General features: G+C 43.6%; 20 protein-coding genes. 10 read left to right on the plus strand and 10 right to left on the minus strand.

The window, feature by feature from the left end; genetic code table 11:
- Positions 1-33 precede the first annotated feature (33 nt).
- Entirely contained in the window at positions 34-879 is an 846-nt protein-coding gene (locus tag FSB76_RS14755) for a DUF1365 domain-containing protein (protein ID WP_147054570.1), read from the plus strand.
- 221 nt (positions 880-1,100) lie between these two features.
- Positions 1,101-2,339, plus strand: coding sequence for an SAM-dependent methyltransferase (locus FSB76_RS14760; RefSeq protein WP_147054572.1), 1,239 nt, complete (start codon positions 1,101-1,103; stop codon positions 2,337-2,339).
- A gap of 50 nt (positions 2,340-2,389) precedes the next feature.
- Here the strand turns inward: FSB76_RS14760 and FSB76_RS14765 are convergent, their stop codons facing one another.
- From FSB76_RS14765 to FSB76_RS14785, 5 genes are all read right to left on the minus strand, one after another.
- Entirely contained in the window at positions 2,390-3,880 is a 1,491-nt protein-coding gene (locus tag FSB76_RS14765) for a S41 family peptidase (RefSeq protein ID WP_147054574.1), read from the minus strand.
- A 164-nt stretch (positions 3,881-4,044) separates the two neighbouring features.
- Positions 4,045-5,391 (minus strand): MFS transporter, encoded by a 1,347-nt coding sequence (locus FSB76_RS14770; RefSeq protein WP_147054576.1) that lies wholly within the window; start codon positions 5,389-5,391, stop codon positions 4,045-4,047.
- Positions 5,392-5,614: 223 nt separating this feature from the next.
- The gene (locus tag FSB76_RS14775) at positions 5,615-6,409 is read right to left on the minus strand and encodes a molybdopterin-dependent oxidoreductase (RefSeq protein WP_147054578.1); all 795 of its coding nucleotides are present in this window, start codon (positions 6,407-6,409) and stop codon (positions 5,615-5,617) included.
- Positions 6,390-7,103 (minus strand): cytochrome b/b6 domain-containing protein, encoded by a 714-nt coding sequence (locus FSB76_RS14780; protein ID WP_225976517.1) that lies wholly within the window; start codon positions 7,101-7,103, stop codon positions 6,390-6,392. Before FSB76_RS14780 ends, FSB76_RS14775 begins: the two co-directional genes overlap by 20 nt.
- Before the next feature lie 359 nt (positions 7,104-7,462).
- On the minus strand, positions 7,463-8,257 hold the full coding sequence (locus tag FSB76_RS14785) for a DUF1223 domain-containing protein (RefSeq protein WP_147054580.1): 795 nt from the start codon (positions 8,255-8,257) through the stop codon (positions 7,463-7,465).
- 253 nt (positions 8,258-8,510) lie between these two features.
- Between FSB76_RS14785 and FSB76_RS14790 the strand changes: the two genes are divergently transcribed.
- From FSB76_RS14790 to FSB76_RS14815, 6 genes are all read left to right on the plus strand, one after another.
- Entirely contained in the window at positions 8,511-9,083 is a 573-nt protein-coding gene (locus FSB76_RS14790; RefSeq protein WP_147054582.1) for a sigma-70 family RNA polymerase sigma factor, read from the plus strand.
- 12 nt (positions 9,084-9,095) lie between these two features.
- Complete coding sequence (locus FSB76_RS14795) at positions 9,096-9,374, plus strand: hypothetical protein (RefSeq protein ID WP_147054584.1); 279 nt, start codon at positions 9,096-9,098, stop codon at positions 9,372-9,374.
- Positions 9,375-9,456: 82 nt separating this feature from the next.
- Entirely contained in the window at positions 9,457-9,696 is a 240-nt protein-coding gene (locus FSB76_RS14800; RefSeq protein WP_147054586.1) for a hypothetical protein, read from the plus strand.
- An 86-nt stretch (positions 9,697-9,782) separates the two neighbouring features.
- Entirely contained in the window at positions 9,783-10,364 is a 582-nt protein-coding gene (locus FSB76_RS14805; RefSeq protein WP_147054588.1) for a peroxiredoxin-like family protein, read from the plus strand.
- Positions 10,365-10,617: 253 nt separating this feature from the next.
- Positions 10,618-11,127: a molybdopterin-binding protein gene (locus tag FSB76_RS14810; RefSeq protein WP_147054590.1), complete on the plus strand. Its 510-nt coding sequence runs from the start codon at positions 10,618-10,620 to the stop codon at positions 11,125-11,127.
- 5 nt (positions 11,128-11,132) lie between these two features.
- Entirely contained in the window at positions 11,133-11,765 is a 633-nt protein-coding gene (locus FSB76_RS14815; RefSeq protein ID WP_147054592.1) for a DNA-3-methyladenine glycosylase family protein, read from the plus strand.
- Between the two features lie 66 nt (positions 11,766-11,831).
- On the opposite strand, the gene FSB76_RS14820 is transcribed toward FSB76_RS14815, so the two are convergent.
- From FSB76_RS14820 to FSB76_RS14830, 3 genes are all read right to left on the minus strand, one after another.
- Positions 11,832-12,599 (minus strand): exodeoxyribonuclease III, encoded by a 768-nt coding sequence (locus FSB76_RS14820; protein ID WP_147054594.1) that lies wholly within the window; start codon positions 12,597-12,599, stop codon positions 11,832-11,834.
- A gap of 142 nt (positions 12,600-12,741) precedes the next feature.
- Positions 12,742-13,449 carry a peptidylprolyl isomerase gene (locus FSB76_RS14825; protein ID WP_147054595.1) on the minus strand — a complete coding sequence of 236 codons (708 nt, stop codon included), beginning with the start codon at positions 13,447-13,449 and terminating at the stop codon, positions 12,742-12,744.
- Between the two features lie 211 nt (positions 13,450-13,660).
- Complete coding sequence (locus FSB76_RS14830) at positions 13,661-14,008, minus strand: hypothetical protein (protein ID WP_090638594.1); 348 nt, start codon at positions 14,006-14,008, stop codon at positions 13,661-13,663.
- A gap of 307 nt (positions 14,009-14,315) precedes the next feature.
- On the opposite strand from FSB76_RS14830, the gene FSB76_RS14835 reads away from it, so the two are divergent.
- Both FSB76_RS14835 and FSB76_RS14840 read left to right on the plus strand, forming a co-directional pair.
- On the plus strand, positions 14,316-14,642 hold the full coding sequence (locus FSB76_RS14835; protein ID WP_147054598.1) for a hypothetical protein: 327 nt from the start codon (positions 14,316-14,318) through the stop codon (positions 14,640-14,642).
- A gap of 79 nt (positions 14,643-14,721) precedes the next feature.
- On the plus strand, positions 14,722-17,232 hold the full coding sequence (locus tag FSB76_RS14840) for a TonB-dependent receptor (protein WP_147054599.1): 2,511 nt from the start codon (positions 14,722-14,724) through the stop codon (positions 17,230-17,232).
- A gap of 588 nt (positions 17,233-17,820) precedes the next feature.
- On the opposite strand, the gene FSB76_RS14850 is transcribed toward FSB76_RS14840, so the two are convergent.
- Both FSB76_RS14850 and FSB76_RS14860 read right to left on the minus strand, forming a co-directional pair.
- Entirely contained in the window at positions 17,821-18,936 is a 1,116-nt protein-coding gene (locus FSB76_RS14850) for a DUF6515 family protein (RefSeq protein ID WP_158642902.1), read from the minus strand.
- A 182-nt stretch (positions 18,937-19,118) separates the two neighbouring features.
- Positions 19,119-19,694, minus strand: a complete 576-nt coding sequence (locus FSB76_RS14860; RefSeq protein WP_147054603.1) for a thiamine pyrophosphokinase — start codon at positions 19,692-19,694, stop codon at positions 19,119-19,121.
- Between the last annotated feature and the right edge of the window lie 24 nt (positions 19,695-19,718).

The raw sequence follows: 19,718 nt of genomic DNA on the forward strand, positions 1-19,718 counted from the left end.
AACCGACCGCCCATTTATTCCGTATATTCAAACATGACAAACACTGCTATCAATTCCTGCTTATACAAGGCAAAAGTGATGCACCACCGGCTTGCGCCAAAGGTGCATAGCTTCCACTATGAGGTGTTTATGTTTTACCTCGACCTTGATGAGATTGATAGCCTAAGCAAAAGCCTGAAGCTGATGAGCCGCAACAGGTTCAATCTGTTTAATTTTAAAGATAAAGACCATTTGCAACTGCCGCGCGAAAATCCGGATACCTCCAAAAACATCCGCCAGCATATTACCGCTTATCTGCAACAAAACGGCGTGGATATTGGCGCCGGCCGTATCATGGTGCTTACCAACTTGAGCACCATGGGCTACCAGTTTAACCCGGTATCGTTTTATTTTTGCTATCACGAAAACGGGCAAATTGCCTGTTCAATAGTGGAGGTTTGCAATACCTTTCTGGAGATGAAGCCATACTTTTTAAGCGCTGCTACTATGCAAGGCGATCAGTTTAAAGTGAACACCGAAAAATACTTTTATGTATCGCCGTTCATCGATATGGATACCAATTTTGATTTCGACCTGCACATCCCCGGCGAAAAACTGGACGTGAGAATTGATGATTATGATAAACAAGGCAACCGTTTTTTTATCAGTACGTTAAAAGGAGTAAGAAAACCCCTTACCGATGCAAACCTGCTGCTTTATTTTATCAGTTTCCCGCTCATCACCCTAAAAGTAATTACGCTTATACATTGGCAGGCTTTGAAGCTTTGGCTAAAAAAAATCCCCTTTCATAAAAAAGAAGATCAAAAAGAACTGCAAAAAGAAGTGTTCAGACCTTTTGGAAGAGAACCAAGAGGCAAGAATCAAGAGTTAAGACAATAAAAAGTGCTTGAATATAAAAGCTATCAGTTTAGTAGCTTTTTCCCGATCGAAATTAAATATAAAAATAGATCGTTGTTTTTGTCTTTCTTGATTCTTGAATCTAATTTCTTGACTCTTTCATTTGCCTTATTGCAACTTTTTGTAAATTGTATAAAACCTTGCACCAATTAAATTACGTAACTATTACAAATAACCATACCAGCATAATAGTTTTCTGAACCATGGCCAGCACGCTTACAATCACAAAAACCAATAGCTTTTACCAGGATATCGTTTTGAATATCCTATCCAAAATGGATAAGGGAACCCTTTACCTTACTTTGCCCGATGGCGGACAAATGGTTTTGGGCAACGGCACGGGTAATGTGACGGCAAGCGTTACCATAAATCACAGCGAATTTTATAAGCGTATTATTTTATTTGGCGATATTGGCTTTGGCGAGGCCTATGTTGATGGACTTTGGGATACCGATAATATCACTAATGTAATAAAATGGTTCCTGCTGAATATTGAAAATACACCGGGGCTTTCGGGTAGCAAAGTTCAAACGCTGTCGCTTAACGTCATGAAGTGGTTTAATAAAATATATCATTTTAAAAGGGCCAATACGGTTGAAGGCTCGCGAAGGAACATCTCGGAACACTACGATCTGAACAACGATTTCTTTGCCAGTTTTCTTGATCCTACCATGACTTACTCGGCTGCTTACTTTTATAAAGATGGCTTAAGCCTGGAAGAAGCGCAAATAGCCAAATATGATAGGCTGTGCCGCCAGCTGCATTTAAAACCAACCGATCATGTGCTTGAAATTGGCAGCGGCTGGGGGGGCAATGCCATTTACATGGCTCAAAAATATGGCTGTAAAGTAACCTCATTAACCATATCCGAAGAGCAGCACAAACTGGCCGTTGAGCGTGTTGAGGCCGCCGGGTTAAGCGATAGCGTAAGCATCCTGGTAAAAGATTACCGCCAGATGCATGGCACTTTTGACAAGATAGTATCTGTTGAAATGCTGGAAGCCGTAGGCTTTAATTATATGGATGTTTACTTCCAAAAATGTCACGAACTGTTAAAGAAAGACGGCATCCTGGCTATCCAGGTAATAACCTCGCCCGATTCACGCTACAAAGCCCTGCGTAAGGGGGTTGATTGGATTCAGAAACATATTTTTCCCGGTTCGCTGTTGCCATCGGTAGGCGCCATCAACCAATCTATTAACCGCACCGGCGATATGACGATGGTTGATTTGAAAGATATCGGGCTGGATTATGCCCAAACATTAAAATTATGGCACGAAGCTTTTAACGCCAACCTGATTAAAGTAAAATCGCTGGGCTTTGATGATAAATTTATCCGCAAATGGAATTATTACCTCTGCTATTGCGAAGCCGCCTTTGAAATGCGCAACATCAACGTAATGCATTTGGTTTATACACGGCCTAATAATATTGGGAGGTAGTTTTTGGTGAATGGTTGATTGAGTTGATTGGGTGAGTGGTTAAGTGGTTTTTAATTTGTAATAAGGCTTAATGCTTTTACCAGGTCGGGGTCGTTTTTTGTTACTACATCCAGCGGGGTATACAGCACGGTATACTTTGGAATAATACCCCTTGCATGTACCGGGTTTTTAGTAAAAGCATCTAATCGCATCCACGGAAATTCAACAATTATATGGGTATTTGGCAGCGTTAAATGTTGTAGCGTGCCCCCGTTGCAACCTTCCTCTGCGCCGGCTGTTTCGCGGCCAATGAATGTTGCATTTTTACATTGCGATTTTAGCGCTGCAGTAAAAAGGGCGGCAGACGAAAATGTAGCTCCATCAATTAAAACCAATAAATTGCCGCTGTAATGGTTAGCCTTTGCAAGCGGCAAAGCCCCATACAACTTGCCGAATACGGGTTTAACGCCAATGTGATACCACGAACCTGCTTTATTGCCCGGCTCAAAGCCTGATTTAAAACTCGCTGTCCGTGTTGTGTCAAAATATTTTTCAAAGCTGTTTACAGATGGATCGGGAATCCTCGACTTTATTTCTTTAACAATATGAAAAGGGCCATCGGCAAGGTAAGCTAATAGCTGCATCGCTATCCTGATATCGCCGCCGGTATTGTGCCTTAAATCAAGCACCAGGTTTTTTGTGCCCTGTTGATGGATTTGTTTAAATACCTCCTGATAAAGCGTAGTATCGCCGTACCGAAATGTTGTTGCCTTAAAGTACGCGGTGGATTTGTTTTTTAAAAAAAGCAGGGGAAGGTTGCCGGTGTTTTTTGCCTCGGTCCAGCCTGCAAAATTGTCAACGGGTTTTGGTGGGGTAATTGAAGGGTTGCCGGCCGTATCCAATACTAAGTTTTTTACCCCTGCCTGTGTTTTAATGTTGAGATGATAGGGCCCTTTCCAGCGGTAATATTTATAACAGGCATCTTCAAAGCCATCGTATTCGCTTAAAAATAATTCTTTAAATGTTTGGCCGTCGCCATCGGCACAATACAAATCGGCCCCGTGGTTAATTATTTGTGTTACAGGTATGTTATTGATGCTTAAAACCTCGTCGCCGGTATTTAATAGCTCGTTTTGATGGGTTGTAATCCATGCCCGATGGTCGCGGACGAGTACTTCAAACGGTAAACGCGGTTCTTTATCGGCGGCTGTTTTTTTGTATCCTTCGGAATGCCTTAGTTGCGTATGCCCGCATTTTAGCCGGCACAAAAATGGGTAAACACTGCTGATAAATTCGGTTTCGCTGAGCGGCCTGTTAATAGCCGAATAAGCCTGGTTATATGCCACTTGTAAACTATCGGGCGGGGTATAAATGCCGTAAGCGGGATGCATTTCTTTAATGGCAGCCCAAAGTACGCCCATGTCAGCCTGCATGTTTTTAACAGTAAGCTTATGTACCGCCGTGTTTGGGATGGCAATAACTTTGGGGCCATTTTGATAGCAGGCTGTAACTGTAATAACTAATACGCAAGGCAGTAGCAGGAATAGGTTTTTTAAATTCATTGCAAAAATACTATAACATGTAGCCCGCCGCTCCTAAAACCGGCTGACAGACATGCAGACAACCCCCCGGTTTACTCTTTAGAAGCGTTTCTTCGACCCCTCTTGAGGGATTGGCGCTAACCTCGCTTCATTACATTTTCAAATTTTCAAATCCTCAAATTCACTCATCCATTCACCCTCTGCTCCCTGAACCTGCTAAAAAACACAATAGCCAGCAGGCAAAGTACAGCACCGCAAATACCGTTAAGGCGCAGGCCATAATCGTGGCCCGGATCTTTACCGTATACAGTTAAAAAAGCAAACAGGGCTATACCCAGCGTTTGGCCTAATTTTACAAACAGGTATTTAACGGCAAAAAACATCCCTTCGCGGTTTTCACCCGTACGCAGGGCCTCGCTTTGGGCAATCTCGGCAAGTATCGCGTTCGGGAGGATTCCTAATGATGCCAGCGGAAAAGAAGCGCTTAAAACAAGGATGTAAATTTGCACCTGGGGCGCAAACGGGAACTTACCCAGGAAGAATATAGCGACAAAAATGAGGCTCAACAGGCCAAATGAAAACAATACAATTGTTTTTTTGCCGATTTTTTTAGATAGGAAATTAACAAGAGGATAAAATACCAGCGAAAACAGGACCATCGATCCCATCAATATGCCGCCCATTGATTCGGGCAGGTTAAGCAGTACAGTTAAAAAATATAACAAACCGCTTGATATGATACTGAGCGACATGTAGTACGAAAAATCGGATATGAGGTAATACTTGAAATTTCGGTTTTCAAACGTTTTTCTGATGGCCGGAATCAGCCGTAAATGCGTTGGCTTGCTGCTGGAGTATTTTTTTTCATCGATACTTAAAACGGGCACCAGCATTATTAACCCTGCAAAGCCGCACAAGCCCCAGATGGTATACTGTACAGCCGAATTGCGGTCGAATATGTGGAAGCTATGCTGCACCAAATCGGCAAAATTATTTACCATGGCCGATATGATGATGCCGATAACAAAACCCACCTGTTGAAACGAGGAGAGCTTTACTTTTTCGGCGGCCGTATCGGCCATCTCTGGCAATAACGCATTATAAGGGATAATGTAGCTGGTGGCAGCCATAAAAAAGCAAACAAGGGTAAACGTAATCCAGGCTGCATTTTTCATGCTTTCCAATCGGGTTACCGGGTGAAAAGTAAGCGCGCAAAAAACAATTGCGGGTAAAATGGCCCATTTCATGAAGGGGATGCGCCGACCGGCCGGGTTTTCGCTTTTATCGCTCAATGAACCTATAAAAGGGTCAAAAACGGCGTCAACAAACCTGCCCGAGGCCACGATGATTGACATGATATTGAGCACACCAAACACCAGCAACTGCGGCACCAGCGGAATTAACCCCGAGTTGGATGGAGGCAGGTAAAAATAGGGTAGCATCACAATAATGATATTAGTCATTACGCTCCAACCTATCATCCCGCAGGCATAAGCAAATTGTTTTGAAAGTGGAAGTTTAGCTGCCGGCATGTAATGCAATATGCAAATATTAACTCAATGCCGCAAAGGTGAGAGGCGAAAGGTAAAAGGCGAAAGGTAAAAGGTAGCCGCGGCTGAGCGGGATAAGCTACCGGAGAAAGGTTGTTTGAGGGATAAAGGCGAATCATTCACCCTTTCCCCTTTAACCTTTTACCTTTCCCCTTTTACCTTTTACCTTTCCCCTTTTACCTTTCCCCTTTTACCTTTCCCCTTTCTAAAGTCCCGAGTAATAATCATAGCCCTGCTCGGCCCAGTAATCGGGCGGGCGGTTATTGCTAAAAGTCATGGTGCCTATGCGTTTCAGGTTTTTGATGCCATATTTAACCGGGATAATGAGCCTTAAAGGTGCGCCATGTTTAGGCGGCAGGGGCTGTTCATTTACCTCATAGGCCAGCAGGGTTTGCGGGTGCATGGCGCTTGGCATATCAATGCCCACGTAATATCCTTTATCGGGTGTTGCCAGGCCTACGTATTGTAATTTTGCCTGATCGTCTAATTTGAAATGGCTTATAAAATCGCTGAATTTTACGCCGCCCCAATGCGATATCTGGTCCCAGCCTTCCACACATTTAAAATCATAAACAATATCTGTTTTGGGCAGGGCTTTAATATCATCAATAGAGATGCTCAGCACCTCGCCCGAGTGTTTTTTTACCTGCAAGCGCCAGGCGACAACATCTATTTTGCCTTCGCTGCCAATATCTTCATTATGGCGTACATTTTTGGCCGCCATTTCTTTGGGATAAGTTTTAACCAGGTTATTATTGCTGAATACCCTGCGGAAAGCAAGCTCGGTTTTGTTTAAAGCCCGGCGTAAAGGAGCCCGTGCCCCGGCGGTTACGGTTGCCGTTTCCTCAGGCGAATTATAAAGCCATTTCCAGCCACCATAGGCAGCCCCGGCAGCTATAAAAAAGGTGCCAAATGATATAAAATTGCGGCGGCTGATCTTTTGCTCAACCGTAAGGAGTTTTTTAGGGCCTTTATTTTTTTTATTGAACGGGGTTTTCATCGGTAGTGGGGGTTGGGGTTTCGGTAATAGGTTCAGGATCTTTTACGGTGATAACTTCAAATCCGGATATCACCGAACGGAAATTATTCCAGCCGGCAAGTACCACCTGTACAATATGGATCAGGAAGAAAAACACATAGCCAATGGTTAAAGCAAAGTGAAGGATGCGTGCAAAATGGTAACCGCCGCATAGCCAGGTTAAATAATAAAACTGCACCGGTTTGTAAATAGCCAGCCCGGTTATCAGCGAGCCAAAACCCATTATAATAATTGCGGTGTAGGCAATGCGCTGGGCCGCGTTGTATTTATTTTGAGGCGGCGCCATTTTGCGGATGTGCAGGTCATGCAGCAGTACCAGCCAGGCTTCTTTAAACGATTTTTTTTGCGGCACCAGTTCGCGCCATTCGCCCGATATGATGGTGTACAATACGTAAACCAGGCCGTTAAGGGCAAAGGCCCACATAAACAGGAAATGGAATGCCATCCCCTCAGATAACCGGTGGGTTATGTTAAAGGCGTGGTAGAACCCCTGGGGAAAAAAACTAAAAAAGGTATGCCCAAACAGGGTGATGCTGTACTCATCATTGGCCCAGTAAATAAGCATCCCGCTCCATATCATAATTGTAAGGATAGGGAAATTTACCCAATGCGTCCACCGCATGGCCAGCGGGTGTTTTTCTTTTATTATTTTCATTTAGTGTTGGTTTAAAGGTTTCATATTAATGAATCGAATAGTGAATGTTCAAAGCACAAAGTCTTATAGGATCTGTTACTAATGAATTGTTGATGTTATATAAACATCGTTTTGAACGCTGGTTACGACTCACCCCGGCTACGCTACGCTGGCCGACCCTCTCTCCGGCTTCGCCGCAAAGAGGGTTAACTTCATTTTTTTCTTTGGCAACTTTTCGTATCCCACCCCTCTATGCGACACAGTCGGAGAGAGGGGGAGACTGGCGTAGCCTCGTCGGGGTGAGTCGAATCGCCGCCATGCGATACGCCTGGATTTCAAACTCTTTATTATCTATTGTCAGCAGCAAACCAGCCTTTTTATTATTTACTCGTACCTATATCAAACCCCGATTTTGCCGCGGCCAATATGGCGCCAGTGCCGTTGTTTTGTACAAAGCCAATAACCTCACAACCGGCGGCGCTAAAACCATTTGGCAAAGCAATATTTGCTGTGCCGGTGCCACCTGTGTTTAATGCCACGCTTTGTAGGTTACGTACTATTTGCACGTGCGATAGTGTGCGGCCGCCGTTTTCGCCGCGCTGCACTTTGGTTTGCCCGTTTTTTTGAACCAGGGCCAATAGTAAAGTTGTGTTTTTACCGGCGCCTTCGGCCTTGTACTGCACGGCAATATGGCCTGCGGTATTCTGCGCGTTAAGAGTTAGCCCGCCCGCTGGGGCGGCGCGTAAGCCGGCGGTAATAGCATTACGCAAAGTACCTTCTTCCGATCCTACAAATTCCTTATGCCCGTTAACTACTATCTGCGGCGTATAAACCGATTGCAGGTTTAGCCAGTTAGCATATTGGTTTTGGCGTTTCGAATAATCGGCACTGCTAAAAGGGTCTTTCCAGCCCAGGCGGTTCCAGTAATCAACGTGGAAAGCCAAAATATATACCGGTTTGTCGGCGTCTTCTTTCTGTATACGTGACACCAGCTCATCGGCCGGCGGGCAGCTGGAGCAACCCTCGGATGTAAACAGTTCAACTACTGCAAAACCGCTAACCGAAACTTTGCTGTGGTTTTTGTTTGCAGCGCTACCAGTGACAGTAAATGCGGATGTTGCCAAAACGGCTACTGTAAGGCCTGCAGCAACAGCCAATATTTTAAATCGTTTCATAATTTTTATCAGTTTGATATACGTTTTTATGGCTTAGTCGGCTTGTTTTGGATATCCTTACAAAAATTTTTTTTTATTTGGCAGGCCGGTAGCAGGCAAATAAATGCGTAATTGAAATATAATCAGCAGGATATATGTAAATTTAAGCAATTAAAAACCGGTTTCGGGCAAGTAAAAAAAGCAATATTTTATTGTAAGGATTGGACGGCATAAACGACTAACAGCATAAAGGTTTTATGAAAATACTTATTTAATGGCTGCTGATAACCAACTTTTAAACCCCAGGCTTTGGGTTGAAACCCATGCCGATTATCTGTATGGCTATACGCTGTCGCGATTGAACGACGAAGAACTGGCTAAAGACCTGGTGCAGGAAACTTTTTTGGCGGCTTTGCAAAGGGCCGATAAATTTGAGGGCAAAAGCTCCGAACGTACCTGGCTAACAGCAATCCTTAAAAATAAGATCATTGATGTTTACCGGAAAAAATCATCGGGCTTAAAAAATACCGATGTAAAACAGGCGGAAGAGGAGCAGCAGGATTTTTTTGACGAAGACAACGGGCATTGGAACAAAGCCTACCAGCCAAAGCCTTTTGGTATTGAAGACCATGACCCGCTGGCAGGCAAAGAGTTTAACAGCATATTGCAAAAGTGCATGCAAAAACTGCCCGCCCTTTGGATGGCCGTTTTTACCATGAAACATATTGATGATGCCACTACAGATATTATTTGCAGCGAGCTTAAAGTTACACAGGCCAACTTTTGGGTAATTATCCACAGGGCCAAGCTTAACCTAAGGGCTTGCCTCCAAAAAAACTGGGCCTAAAAATTTAGCAACATGAGTCCACTAAAACATATTATATACAATTGCAGGCAGGCTACATTTTTGATTGAAAAAAAGCAATACAAAAAATTAAGCTTCCGCGAATTTATCGAACTGCGCATCCACCTGGCGGGATGCTCGGTTTGTACATTGTATAACAAGCAAAGCCGTGTTATTAACCAAATGGTGCAGCAACTTTTTCATGACTCGATGAAAGCCGAAGGAGCGCACCTTGACGAAAGCTTTAAAAAAGAACTGCAACACCGCATTGAAGAGGAATTGAATAAAAATTAAAATACTTTGTAAGGTATCATTAAGCTGCCCGACTAAGGTTGAAATGTTAGTATAAAACAACATAAAAACTAAAAATCAAAGTATGAAAACAATTATTTCAGGCGCATTGGCAGCAACAGTAGTTGCACTATGTTTAACCCTTAACGTGCAGGCTAAATCATTAACGCCCGCAAATTTAAAAGTATCGGTTACCGCAGTAAGCGACACCGGCAAAATGGCCAAGGGCAAAATGAAAATGGCTAAAATGGAAAAGAAAAAAATGGCCAAAATGGAAAAAGGGAAGATGGATAAAATGAAAAAAGACACAGCAGGTAAAATGTAACCTGGTTTTTGGTTTGTTGATCGTTTAGAGGGAGGTGATGCTCCCTCTTCTTTTTTAATCCTATTTCATAAATCTTAATTAATTCAATGATGAAAAAATACCTTTTAATTTTAATGCTTGCTTTTACAGGCTTACAACTTTCGGCGCAAACAGGGCTTAAAAAAGGCGATGATGCCCCTGTTTTTAGTGCTACCGATAATGCAGGCAAAGCGGTTGATTTGAAAACATTATTAAAGGCGCATAAATCTGTAGTGCTGTTTTTTTACCGCGGCGAATGGTGCCCTTATTGTAATAAGCACATTGCCCAATTGCAGGACTCATTACAATTGCTGAGTGCAAAGGGAGCCTACGTAATTGCGGTAACCCCGGAAACTAAGGAAGGCATCGATAAAACCATCCGGAAAACGCATGCGTCATTTTCGATAGTGCAGGACAAAGGGTATACCATTATGAAAGATTATAAGGTAAACTATGTACTTGATGATGCTACGGTAGCTAAATACAAAGGTTTTGGCCTCGATTTGAATGTAAGCAACGGCAATACCGACCATGTACTGCCGGTGCCGGCCACTTACGTAATTAATCAATCAGGAAAAATTGCTTTCGTGCATTTTAATAAAGATTATACCAGGCGGGCATCAATAAGTGATATTATGCGGGCTTTGTAACTACAAGGCATTTTATTTAGTACCGAAGGGAATTTATTGGGCCAACAAAAGGCACAAATATTTGGATGCACCTAAAAGGCGCACACAGTTTTAGTGTTAACCATGGTTTTTTATAAAACATTGATTATCATGCGTTTGTAAATATTTTATCTGAAATGTGTTAAGTTATGTTAACCCAATTAGCTGTGTGTACCTGGTGTAATAGGGGAGCCCTGTTTAATTTTCCGATAAGGCTCCCTATATTTACCAAACCATGAAAAAACTACTACTAATTGCACTGCTATATAGTACTGCAGCCTTTGCCCAGGAAAAGCTTAATCAAACACAAAAGTTTAGCATTACCGGGCAGGTTGTAAAAGAATCGGTTATCACCATTGATTCAATAATGCAATACAAAGTGCAGGATATTGGCGAAATGAACGTGACCAACCACTTAGGTGAATTTAAACACAAGGACGACAAGCTAAAAGGCGTTTTACTGAAAGATATTTTAAGCCATACCATTTTTAAAACTACCAGCCCCAAGCTGTTGAGTACTTTTTATTTTGTTTGCCAGGGTAACGATGGCTACAAAGTGGTTTACTCATGGAACGAGTTGTACAATACTGAAGTTGGCAACCATGTTTTTGTACTGACAGAAAAGAATGGCATAAAAGCAGATAAAATGCCCGAGAGCCTGCAAATGAGCTCGGCAGCCGATTTTAAAACCGGCCGGAGGTATTTGCATAACCTGGATAAGATCATTGTAAAACAAGCCGAATAAAACCCATGTTTGGCCGGATAAATCATTCCAACTATCACCAGATTTGTGATAAACTTGCATTAGCCGATCCAGATCTGGCTGATATCATCAGCGCATACGGCTATCCGCCGCTTTGGTCACGGCCCAATACTTTCGAAACCCTGGTGCATATTATCCTGGAGCAGCAAGTTTCGTTGGCCTCGGCATTATCAGCCTTAAATAAAATGCGTGAGCGGGTACAGGAAATTACCCCAGCGAGGGTGCTGTTACTTACCGACGAGGAATTTAAAGCCTGTTACTTTAGCCGGCAAAAGACCAGCTATACCAAATACCTGGCCGAGGCCATCCTAAGCGGCCAGATCGATTTAACAGCGCTTGAAGAATTACCTGATGATGTAATCCGCGCCGAACTTACCGCCCTGAAAGGCATCGGCAACTGGACAGCCGATGTATACCTGATGTTTGTACTACAGCACGCCAATATATTCCCCATTGGCGACCTGGCCGCTGTAAATGCCTTAAAGCGGGTGAAAAAATTACCCAAAGATACCAGTAGGGAAGAGGTGCTTGCCGTAGCAGAGCAATGGGCACCCTATAAAACCGTGGCGAGCATGTTGCTATGGCATTATTATTTGTCGGCAGGCCCTCCGGCCCGCTAAAGGGGGAGGTTTTTGATTAGCTAAAAGCTTTAAGTAAATGAGTTCCCCCTTCAGGGGGTTAGGGGGCTAAAACTCCAGCTCCAATAACACCGGGCAATGATCGGAATGCTTGGCTTCTGGTAAAATGGCGGCCCGTTTGATGTTGGCTTCCAGTTCTGTACTGGCCATGGCGTAATCAATGCGCCATCCTAAATTTTTGCCGCGTGCGCCGGCCCTGAAACTCCACCAGGTGTAGTTATGAGGCTCTTTATTTACATGGCGGAAGGTATCTATAAAACCACCTTCAATGAATTTCTCCATCCACTCCCGCTCTTCGGGTAAAAAGCCGGATGAGTTGGCGTTTGATTTTGGGTTGTGGATATCAATAGGGCGGTGGCAAATGTTATAATCGCCGCAAACTACCAGGTTGGGGATTTCTGACTTTAAGAGGGTCAAATACTTGCCAAATTCGTCAAGGAAACGGTATTTAAAAATCTGCCGTTCATCGCCGCTTGAGCCGGATGGGAAGTAGGCGCTCATGACCGATACCTCGTCAAAATCAACCCGGATGCAGCGGCCCTCACGGTCAAAATCGGGGATGCCACAACCGTACTCAACATGTTTGGGCAATTGTTTGGTAAATATCGCAGTACCGCTGTAACCCTTCTTTTCGGCCGGGAACCAGTAGTGCTGGTAGCCCATCTGGTCAACCAGTCCAAGGTCAGTAAGTACATCGGGCGTAGCTTTAATTTCCTGCAGGCAAACTACATCGGCATCAGTAGCCTGTAGCCAGGCCAACCAGTTCTTGCTTATTGCCGACCGGATACCGTTAACGTTATAAGTGATTATTTTCATGTCGGATTTGGGATGTTCGATTTCGGATTTAAAATTAAGATTAGTAAAGCGTACAATTTTAGATTTTTTATTTTATCAATCGTTCACATCTAATGATAATTTAAAAAATAAAAATCCGAAATCGAACATCCCAAATCCGAAATCAAGAACCCCGGCTCAGCAGCTTATCCAGTTGCTTGCACTCCTTTTTACTAAGTACATCTACTTTCATCGGGATATCGGTAAGCGGGCGGTCCCTTTCATCTTTCTTCACCGCGGCAATGTGGTCAACCATATCAAAACCTGTTACAACTTCGCCGTAAACGGTATAACTATGATCCAATTGGGCTGTGCCGCCAACTGTTTTATAATATTCGCGCTGCCAGGCAGGTATTTTATAACCTTTTAGCCGTCCGTTTTCCAGCGAATCCATTTTGGCATCGCTAAGGCGTTTACCTTCTACAATATAAAACTGGCAACCGCTTGATGCTTTCTTGGGGTTATCATCGCGGGCGGCGGCCAGTACCCCACGTTTATGAAACAGGCTGTCCCTGAATTCGGCCGGGATGGTGTAGCCAACATCACCGTTGCCCAATTCGTCACCCGGTTTGGCTTTGGCCGGATCTTTCGAATCCGGGTCGCCGCCCTGGATCATAAAATTCTGTATCACACGGTGAAACAATACACCATTGTAAAAACCTTTTTTTGCCAGTTTGATAAAATTGTCGCGGTGCAAAGGAGTCTCGTTGTATAGCCGGATAATTACGCTTCCGTAACTGGTGCTGATGCGCACATACTGGTTTTTGGGAGGCTTTGCAAAGGCAATGGCAGTAATAAATAAGAGTAAAGTTAGGGTAAGGATTTTTTTCATATATCGTCTGAAATCAGAATTTACAGAATTTAAGAATTAGCAGAATATTGTCTGAACCGGAATTTGTCGAATTTAGGAAATTACAGAATTTTTGGAATAATAATCACAATAACCTAATTGAAATGTATAAGAGCTGTATTTGAATAAATACTACGGTTTAGCCAACTACTCACCTAATCAACTCAATAAACCCAATAAACCATTCACCATCCTATATCACCCCCAGCTCTTCAAAATAAGTGATGATTAATGATTTTATGAGCATTTCCTGCTCCAACATGGTATAATTAGGAATAACCTTAACAAGTTTCCAGTGCGGCCAACCATCCTGGTCAAGGCCTTCCAACTCGTAAAAACCCATCATGCTCATGAGTTTGCAGTTGGCAATATGCATCAGTTCTTCTTTTTGGCGTTTGCTGAATTTGCGTGGCCCCTGGCCAAGTTCCTGAACGCCAATTAAAAACAATAGTACTTTTATATCGGGTTTCTCGTTGTCAAAATCTTCGGCAATACGGTTTTGCAACGCACCCCACTTAATATTAATTTCTGCCGGTTTCATATTGGCAAAGGTACGTTCATTAGTTCACTGGTTCATTAGTTGATTGGTCTTTTCTCTTTGGCGTTCATTGGTTCGCGGGTTCATCAGTTCATTGGTCTTTGGTGGCGGAGCAGTTCAATGGTCTTCTATCTTAGCTTAAGGGCTGGCTTTGAAGGTTGTTTTATATAGGAATTTGCTAAGCTAACCTACCATCCACTAATGAACCAATGAACCCGTGAACCAATGAACTAACAGTATTGTTACAATGTTGCATTAAATTGCCCGTTTAAATGCTTACTTTTGCTTTATCCTGCAAAAAGGTGTTGACGTGAAGAAAAACAAGGTAAATATCATTTACTCGTGGCTGTTACTGGTTTGCTTTATTGCAGGGCAGTACATGGTTTACACGCATCAGCACCATTTGTTAAAAGGTATTTCAAAATCGGTATCTGTATCCAATACCCATCCACAGCAAACGGTTAAAGAAAAATGCGACATGTGCGATGCTATGCACCACAATTTCGCGGTAATTCACAATGCTTTATATGCAACGCACCAAACAGCGGTGATGCATGTTTTTAAGGCTTGCGACTATGATTTTGTAAGTTTTTCGCTGGTACTGACTGCCGGTCGTGCTCCGCCGGTGTTTTCGTAACAATTCCACCCTGTTATCATTTTTTATTAAGAACGCCGTTTTATAAGCGGTATTTATTGATTTACACCCCATTCTTGTTATGAAATTAAAGCTGATTAGCTTCTATATATTATTATTTGTAGGTTTTGGCGTCCAGGCGCATATTGCCCCCCATACTCTTAAAAACTTGTCCGAAGATGTTGTCGGAACATTATCCGGCACCATTACCGATAAGGCTGATGGCAAACCCATTATTGGCGCCACTATCACCATTCCCGATTTACGTAAAGGCGCCGTTACCGATGCCGATGGTAAGTATACCTTTAACAACATCCCTAAAGGCATTTACCTGGTGCAGGTAAGCTATATAGGTTACCTGACTATTAACCAACGTGTTGATTTTTCGAAAACCAAGGTGTATGATGTAAAAATGCAAACATCATCCGTTGAGGCCGGCGAGGTTGTTATCACCGGCGTGAGCAAGGCTACCGAAATAAAGCGCAGCCCAGTGCCTATGCTGGCTGTTGGTAAGGCTTATTTAGAGCAGCGTGCGGCATCGGGCAATATTATTGACCAGATAGCCACACTGCCAGGTGTAAGTGCCGTTACAACGGGGCCAAACGTATCCAAACCCTTTATTCATGGCCTGGGTTATAACCGGGTAATTACGCTGATGGACGGCATACGCCAGGAAGGTCAGCAATGGGGAGATGAACACGGAATTGAGGTTGACCAAAACTCGGTTGACCGGGTGGAGGTAATAAAAGGCCCGGCCAGTTTAACTTATGGCTCGGATGCCATTGGCGGGGTGGTGAATTTGATTTCGCCGCCACCCGTTCCAGAGGGCACTATTGCAGGTTCGGTACAGGGAGTTTATGGTACCAACCAGGGTTTGTTGAACGGATCGTTCCGCTTGCAGGGCAACCAAAATGGCTTGGTATGGGGAACTGTTCTATCGGCCAAAGAGGGCAAAAACTACCAAAATCAGCACGATGGTCGGGTTTATGGTACCAACTATAAAGAAAAGGATGCCCGTGTAATGGTGGGTTTAAATAAATCATGGGGAACATCGTACCTGAACGCTTCGTTATTTGACGACGAGCAATCCATCCCCGATGGCAGCCGCGATTCCCTTACCCGTAAGTTTACCCGCCAGATAACCGAGGACGATGCCTTCAGACCCATTGTTCCAGAATCTGTACTAAATAGTTATACCATTCCTACGCTGCACCAGCATGTGCAGCTATACCGCATTTACAACAACAGTAACTTTAGGCTGGGCGATGGTAACCTGATTGTAAACCTGGGTTACCAATACAGTCACAGGCGCGAATATACACACCCCGAAGCTGGTGATGTTGCCGGGCTTAACCTGCATTTAACAACTTACACCTATGATGTTAAATACAACTTTAACCTGGGTAACGATTATGAAACCACGTTGGGCATCAACGGGCAGTATCAAAACAATACTATTGGTGATGCTACTGATTTTCCTATCCCCGCATATCATCAGTTCGATATAGGCCCTTTCTTCGTGGTAAAGAAAAGTTATGGCAAACTCGATCTTTCAGCAGGGGCAAGGTTTGATAACCGGTCATTTAGCAGCAGCGCCGCTTATGTGGATACATTGGGGTCAAATGGTTTTCCTCAGTTATATATCGGTGCAAATCCAACGTCTGCGCCAAATGTAAAAACTCAGTTTGACGCTTTTAGCAAAACATTCCGGGGTTTTTCGGGCAGTTTTGGCGCTACTTACAATGTGTCTGATGCTTTTTTGGTGAAGGCAAATATATCGCGTGGTTTCAGGGCGCCAAGTATTGCAGAGATATCGGCAAACGGGCCAGACCCCGGATCGCAGATCTACCATATCGGTGATAAAAACTTTAAACCGGAGTTTAGCTTACAGGAAGATATAGGCACGTTTTTAACGCTACCCAATGTAACGGCAAGTATTGAATTGTTTAACAATGATATCTCCAATTACATTTACCAGCAACAGATCTTGAATCCGGATGGCAGCCCCGTTTACACCCAGGGATATACCACATTTACCTATGTACAAAGCAAGGCCCGTATTTATGGCGGCGAGGTAAATGTAGATTTGCACCCTATTTCATGGCTGCATTTCGAAAATGCTATGAGCCTGACGTATGGCGAAAACAAGGGTAACGGAGGCTCCGTTGCAGATAGTTTGAAATACCTGCCATTTATACCGCCGTTGCATACCCATTCTGAACTGCGCGGTACCTTCAATGGTGGTTTTGGTGATTTCAAGAACCTATATGTATTTGTTGGGTTCGACCACTACAGCGCCCAAAATCGTTTCTTTTCGGCTTATGGAACAGAAACTTATACACCCGGCTATAATTTGCTGAGCGCCGGTTTTGGCGGCAATATTGTGAACAAAGCAGGCCAGCCGGTAATTAAATTATTTATTGAGGGTACCAACCTGGCCAATGTTAATTACCAATCAAACATGAGCAGGCTAAAGTATTTTGATAACCCAACCGTGCCGGCAGGCGTTCGCCCGGGTATTTTTAATATGGGACGTAACATTAGCTTTAAAGTGGTGGTTCCGTTCGGATTTAATACAGGTAAGAAATCGTAAGATAGTTTTAAACACAAAGGCATTTATAAAACAAAGGCGAACTATACGGGTAAACCGAGGTAGTTCGCCTTTATTGATTAAGCCTGCGTAACTGGCTGATGGTGTTCATGACAAGTTTCGGCACAAACCTGGCAGGGCATGACACATTGTTTACAATGATCGTGTTTATGTTTACCACATTCGGCTGCGCAACGGCGGCAAATCTCTTCGCATAGCACCAGGTACTGATGAGCTATTAACAAGTCCCGCTGTAATAGGCGTGCACCCCGGGCGCAAATATCGACACAGTCACGGTCGAGCCGGATTCAATCTGCCATCATTTGCACATCGTCTTCACTTAAACGCGCTGTTGCACGGTTTTCGCATGCTGCTACGCAATTCAACAACCGTTGAATAATTGCGCTGCGATCGTGATTTTCCATATCGGTATTTGTTATAGTGCTTAATAACAATCCCCATAGTTGGTAAATGTTTTGAAGCATTTAAAATGCGCCGGAAAAACCACGCAAAGCCTAGCCGATGAGCTTTAAAACAAAACAGGCTCCCTCGTTACCGAAGCAGCCTGTTTTTATAGAGTTTGAATTTTTATTATTGTTGATCTGGCTCGTCAGATGGAGTGCCAACAATTTTGTAAATGGTATCGCCATTGTTGTTCCTGCTTTCCTGGTAGTAATAACCGTCAGGAGAAACAAATAATTTTTCGCCGTTAATTTTAATCTTACGGCAATCATCAGGCAATTGTGTTACAATATCGCCAATTTGCGGGCCTTGCTGTACATCGCCGTTGCCGCCATTATCGGTATTTAACTCACCATCTTTACCCGCAATCACATACACTTGCGTGCCGTCATCTTTTGTGTAAGGCTGATAGTACACTCCGTTTGATTCATAATATTGTTCGCCATTAATCATGATTGATTTTGCATCTGATGGTAGGTTTTTAACCTCGGCACCAACAGGCGGTTCAACCACAGTATACTGATCATTATATTGACGGTAGTATAAACCATCGCTATAAAAGTATTGATAATCACCAAACCAGAACGGATAGTATCCGTAAGGCAGGAAGCCGATGCTAAAGCCGATACGTGGATAATAATATGAATTATAGTAGTTGTGGTATGGGTAATAAACGTGGCTGCCAAAATAACCACCGCGGCCACCGTAACGATATCCACCTGTGTAAACTCTTTGCCCATAACCAGTACCGCCGCTATAGTAATTGCCACGGCCACCATTATAGGCGCGCCTGTCAAGGCTGTTATAGCTGCGCGTGCCGCTGTATACACGTTGACCTGCGCCGTTAACGCTGCTGCGTTGAGGAGCAATGGCCACGTTATTTGATCTGTTGCCGTAACCATAGTTGCCGCGTTGTGGTGCAATTGCCTGGCTGCCACGGTTAACACTGCCGTTTCCGCTGAAGCCACGTGAAGGCTGTGCTACAGAAACGCCCTGATTGCCACCGCCATTATATGATGGGCGCGCAACACCTATGCTACCGCCACCACCCGAAGGACGTGAAACGCTAACGCTGCCACCGCCACCACCGCCTGATGAACGGGAACCGCCACCACCACCGCCACCGGATGATCTTTGGCCGCCGCCACCGCCGCCACCACGTTGGGCGTTGGCAGTAAATGCTAAAGACAAGCTTAACAAGCCGGCTAAAGCGAATGAAAATAAATTTTTATATGTCCTTTTCATGATTGAAAGATTTTTAACTGTTCGGCAGATTTCTCTGCCTTGTATAAATATATAGACTAAAAAATGTTTAAACGGTTTAATTGATTTTTAATATTATTTTGTATAATAATGCAAAAAACGCACCAATAAAAAAATTACCTACACAACAACCTCAAAACCGCCTTTTTATTGCTTTGTGCTTACTAATTTAAAGCCTCGGCAATCACTAAAAATGGCTCCTCAAATTGCAGGCTGAAAAATCCATCTGCAATAGTTTGATAGTTATTTTCGCCATTGTCCTTCAAACCACTAAATCTAAGCGCCTTTGTTTTCGACAAGACTTCAATTTGCTCGCCTGCTGGTTTCCACTTGCTGAACCCCGAGATTACCGGATAAATTTTTTGCCGGGCATTAAAAATAACCAGGTTAATTTTATCAGCATAAGGCAAAAAATCACTTAGTTCCAGCTCGTCGGCTATTACGTTAACAGCAGGATAGTTATTAACAGTAAGGAAATTTAGCGCTGCCTGTGTTATATTGCTGTTTCCGGCAGCAATCAACTTTACATCAGACTGGGCTAAAACCGCTCCGTCATCATCGGTAATAATCCAATCTATTTTAATGCCAAAACTGTTCAGCTTTTCGGCGGTGTCGGGTGTTGTTATCACCGTCGGACTCCATTCCAATAATTGCCCCAGCAGTTCCTCCTCAAAATTATCTATCCCCAATACAAGTAAAGCAGGCTCCTGTTTCTCGCGAACGATATGATGCGACGACATTTGATAAAGTTAAGGCGAATAAAT

It is taken from the genome of Mucilaginibacter ginsenosidivorax (genome assembly GCF_007971525.1).
Classification (GTDB): Bacteria; Bacteroidota; Bacteroidia; order Sphingobacteriales; family Sphingobacteriaceae; genus Mucilaginibacter; species Mucilaginibacter ginsenosidivorax.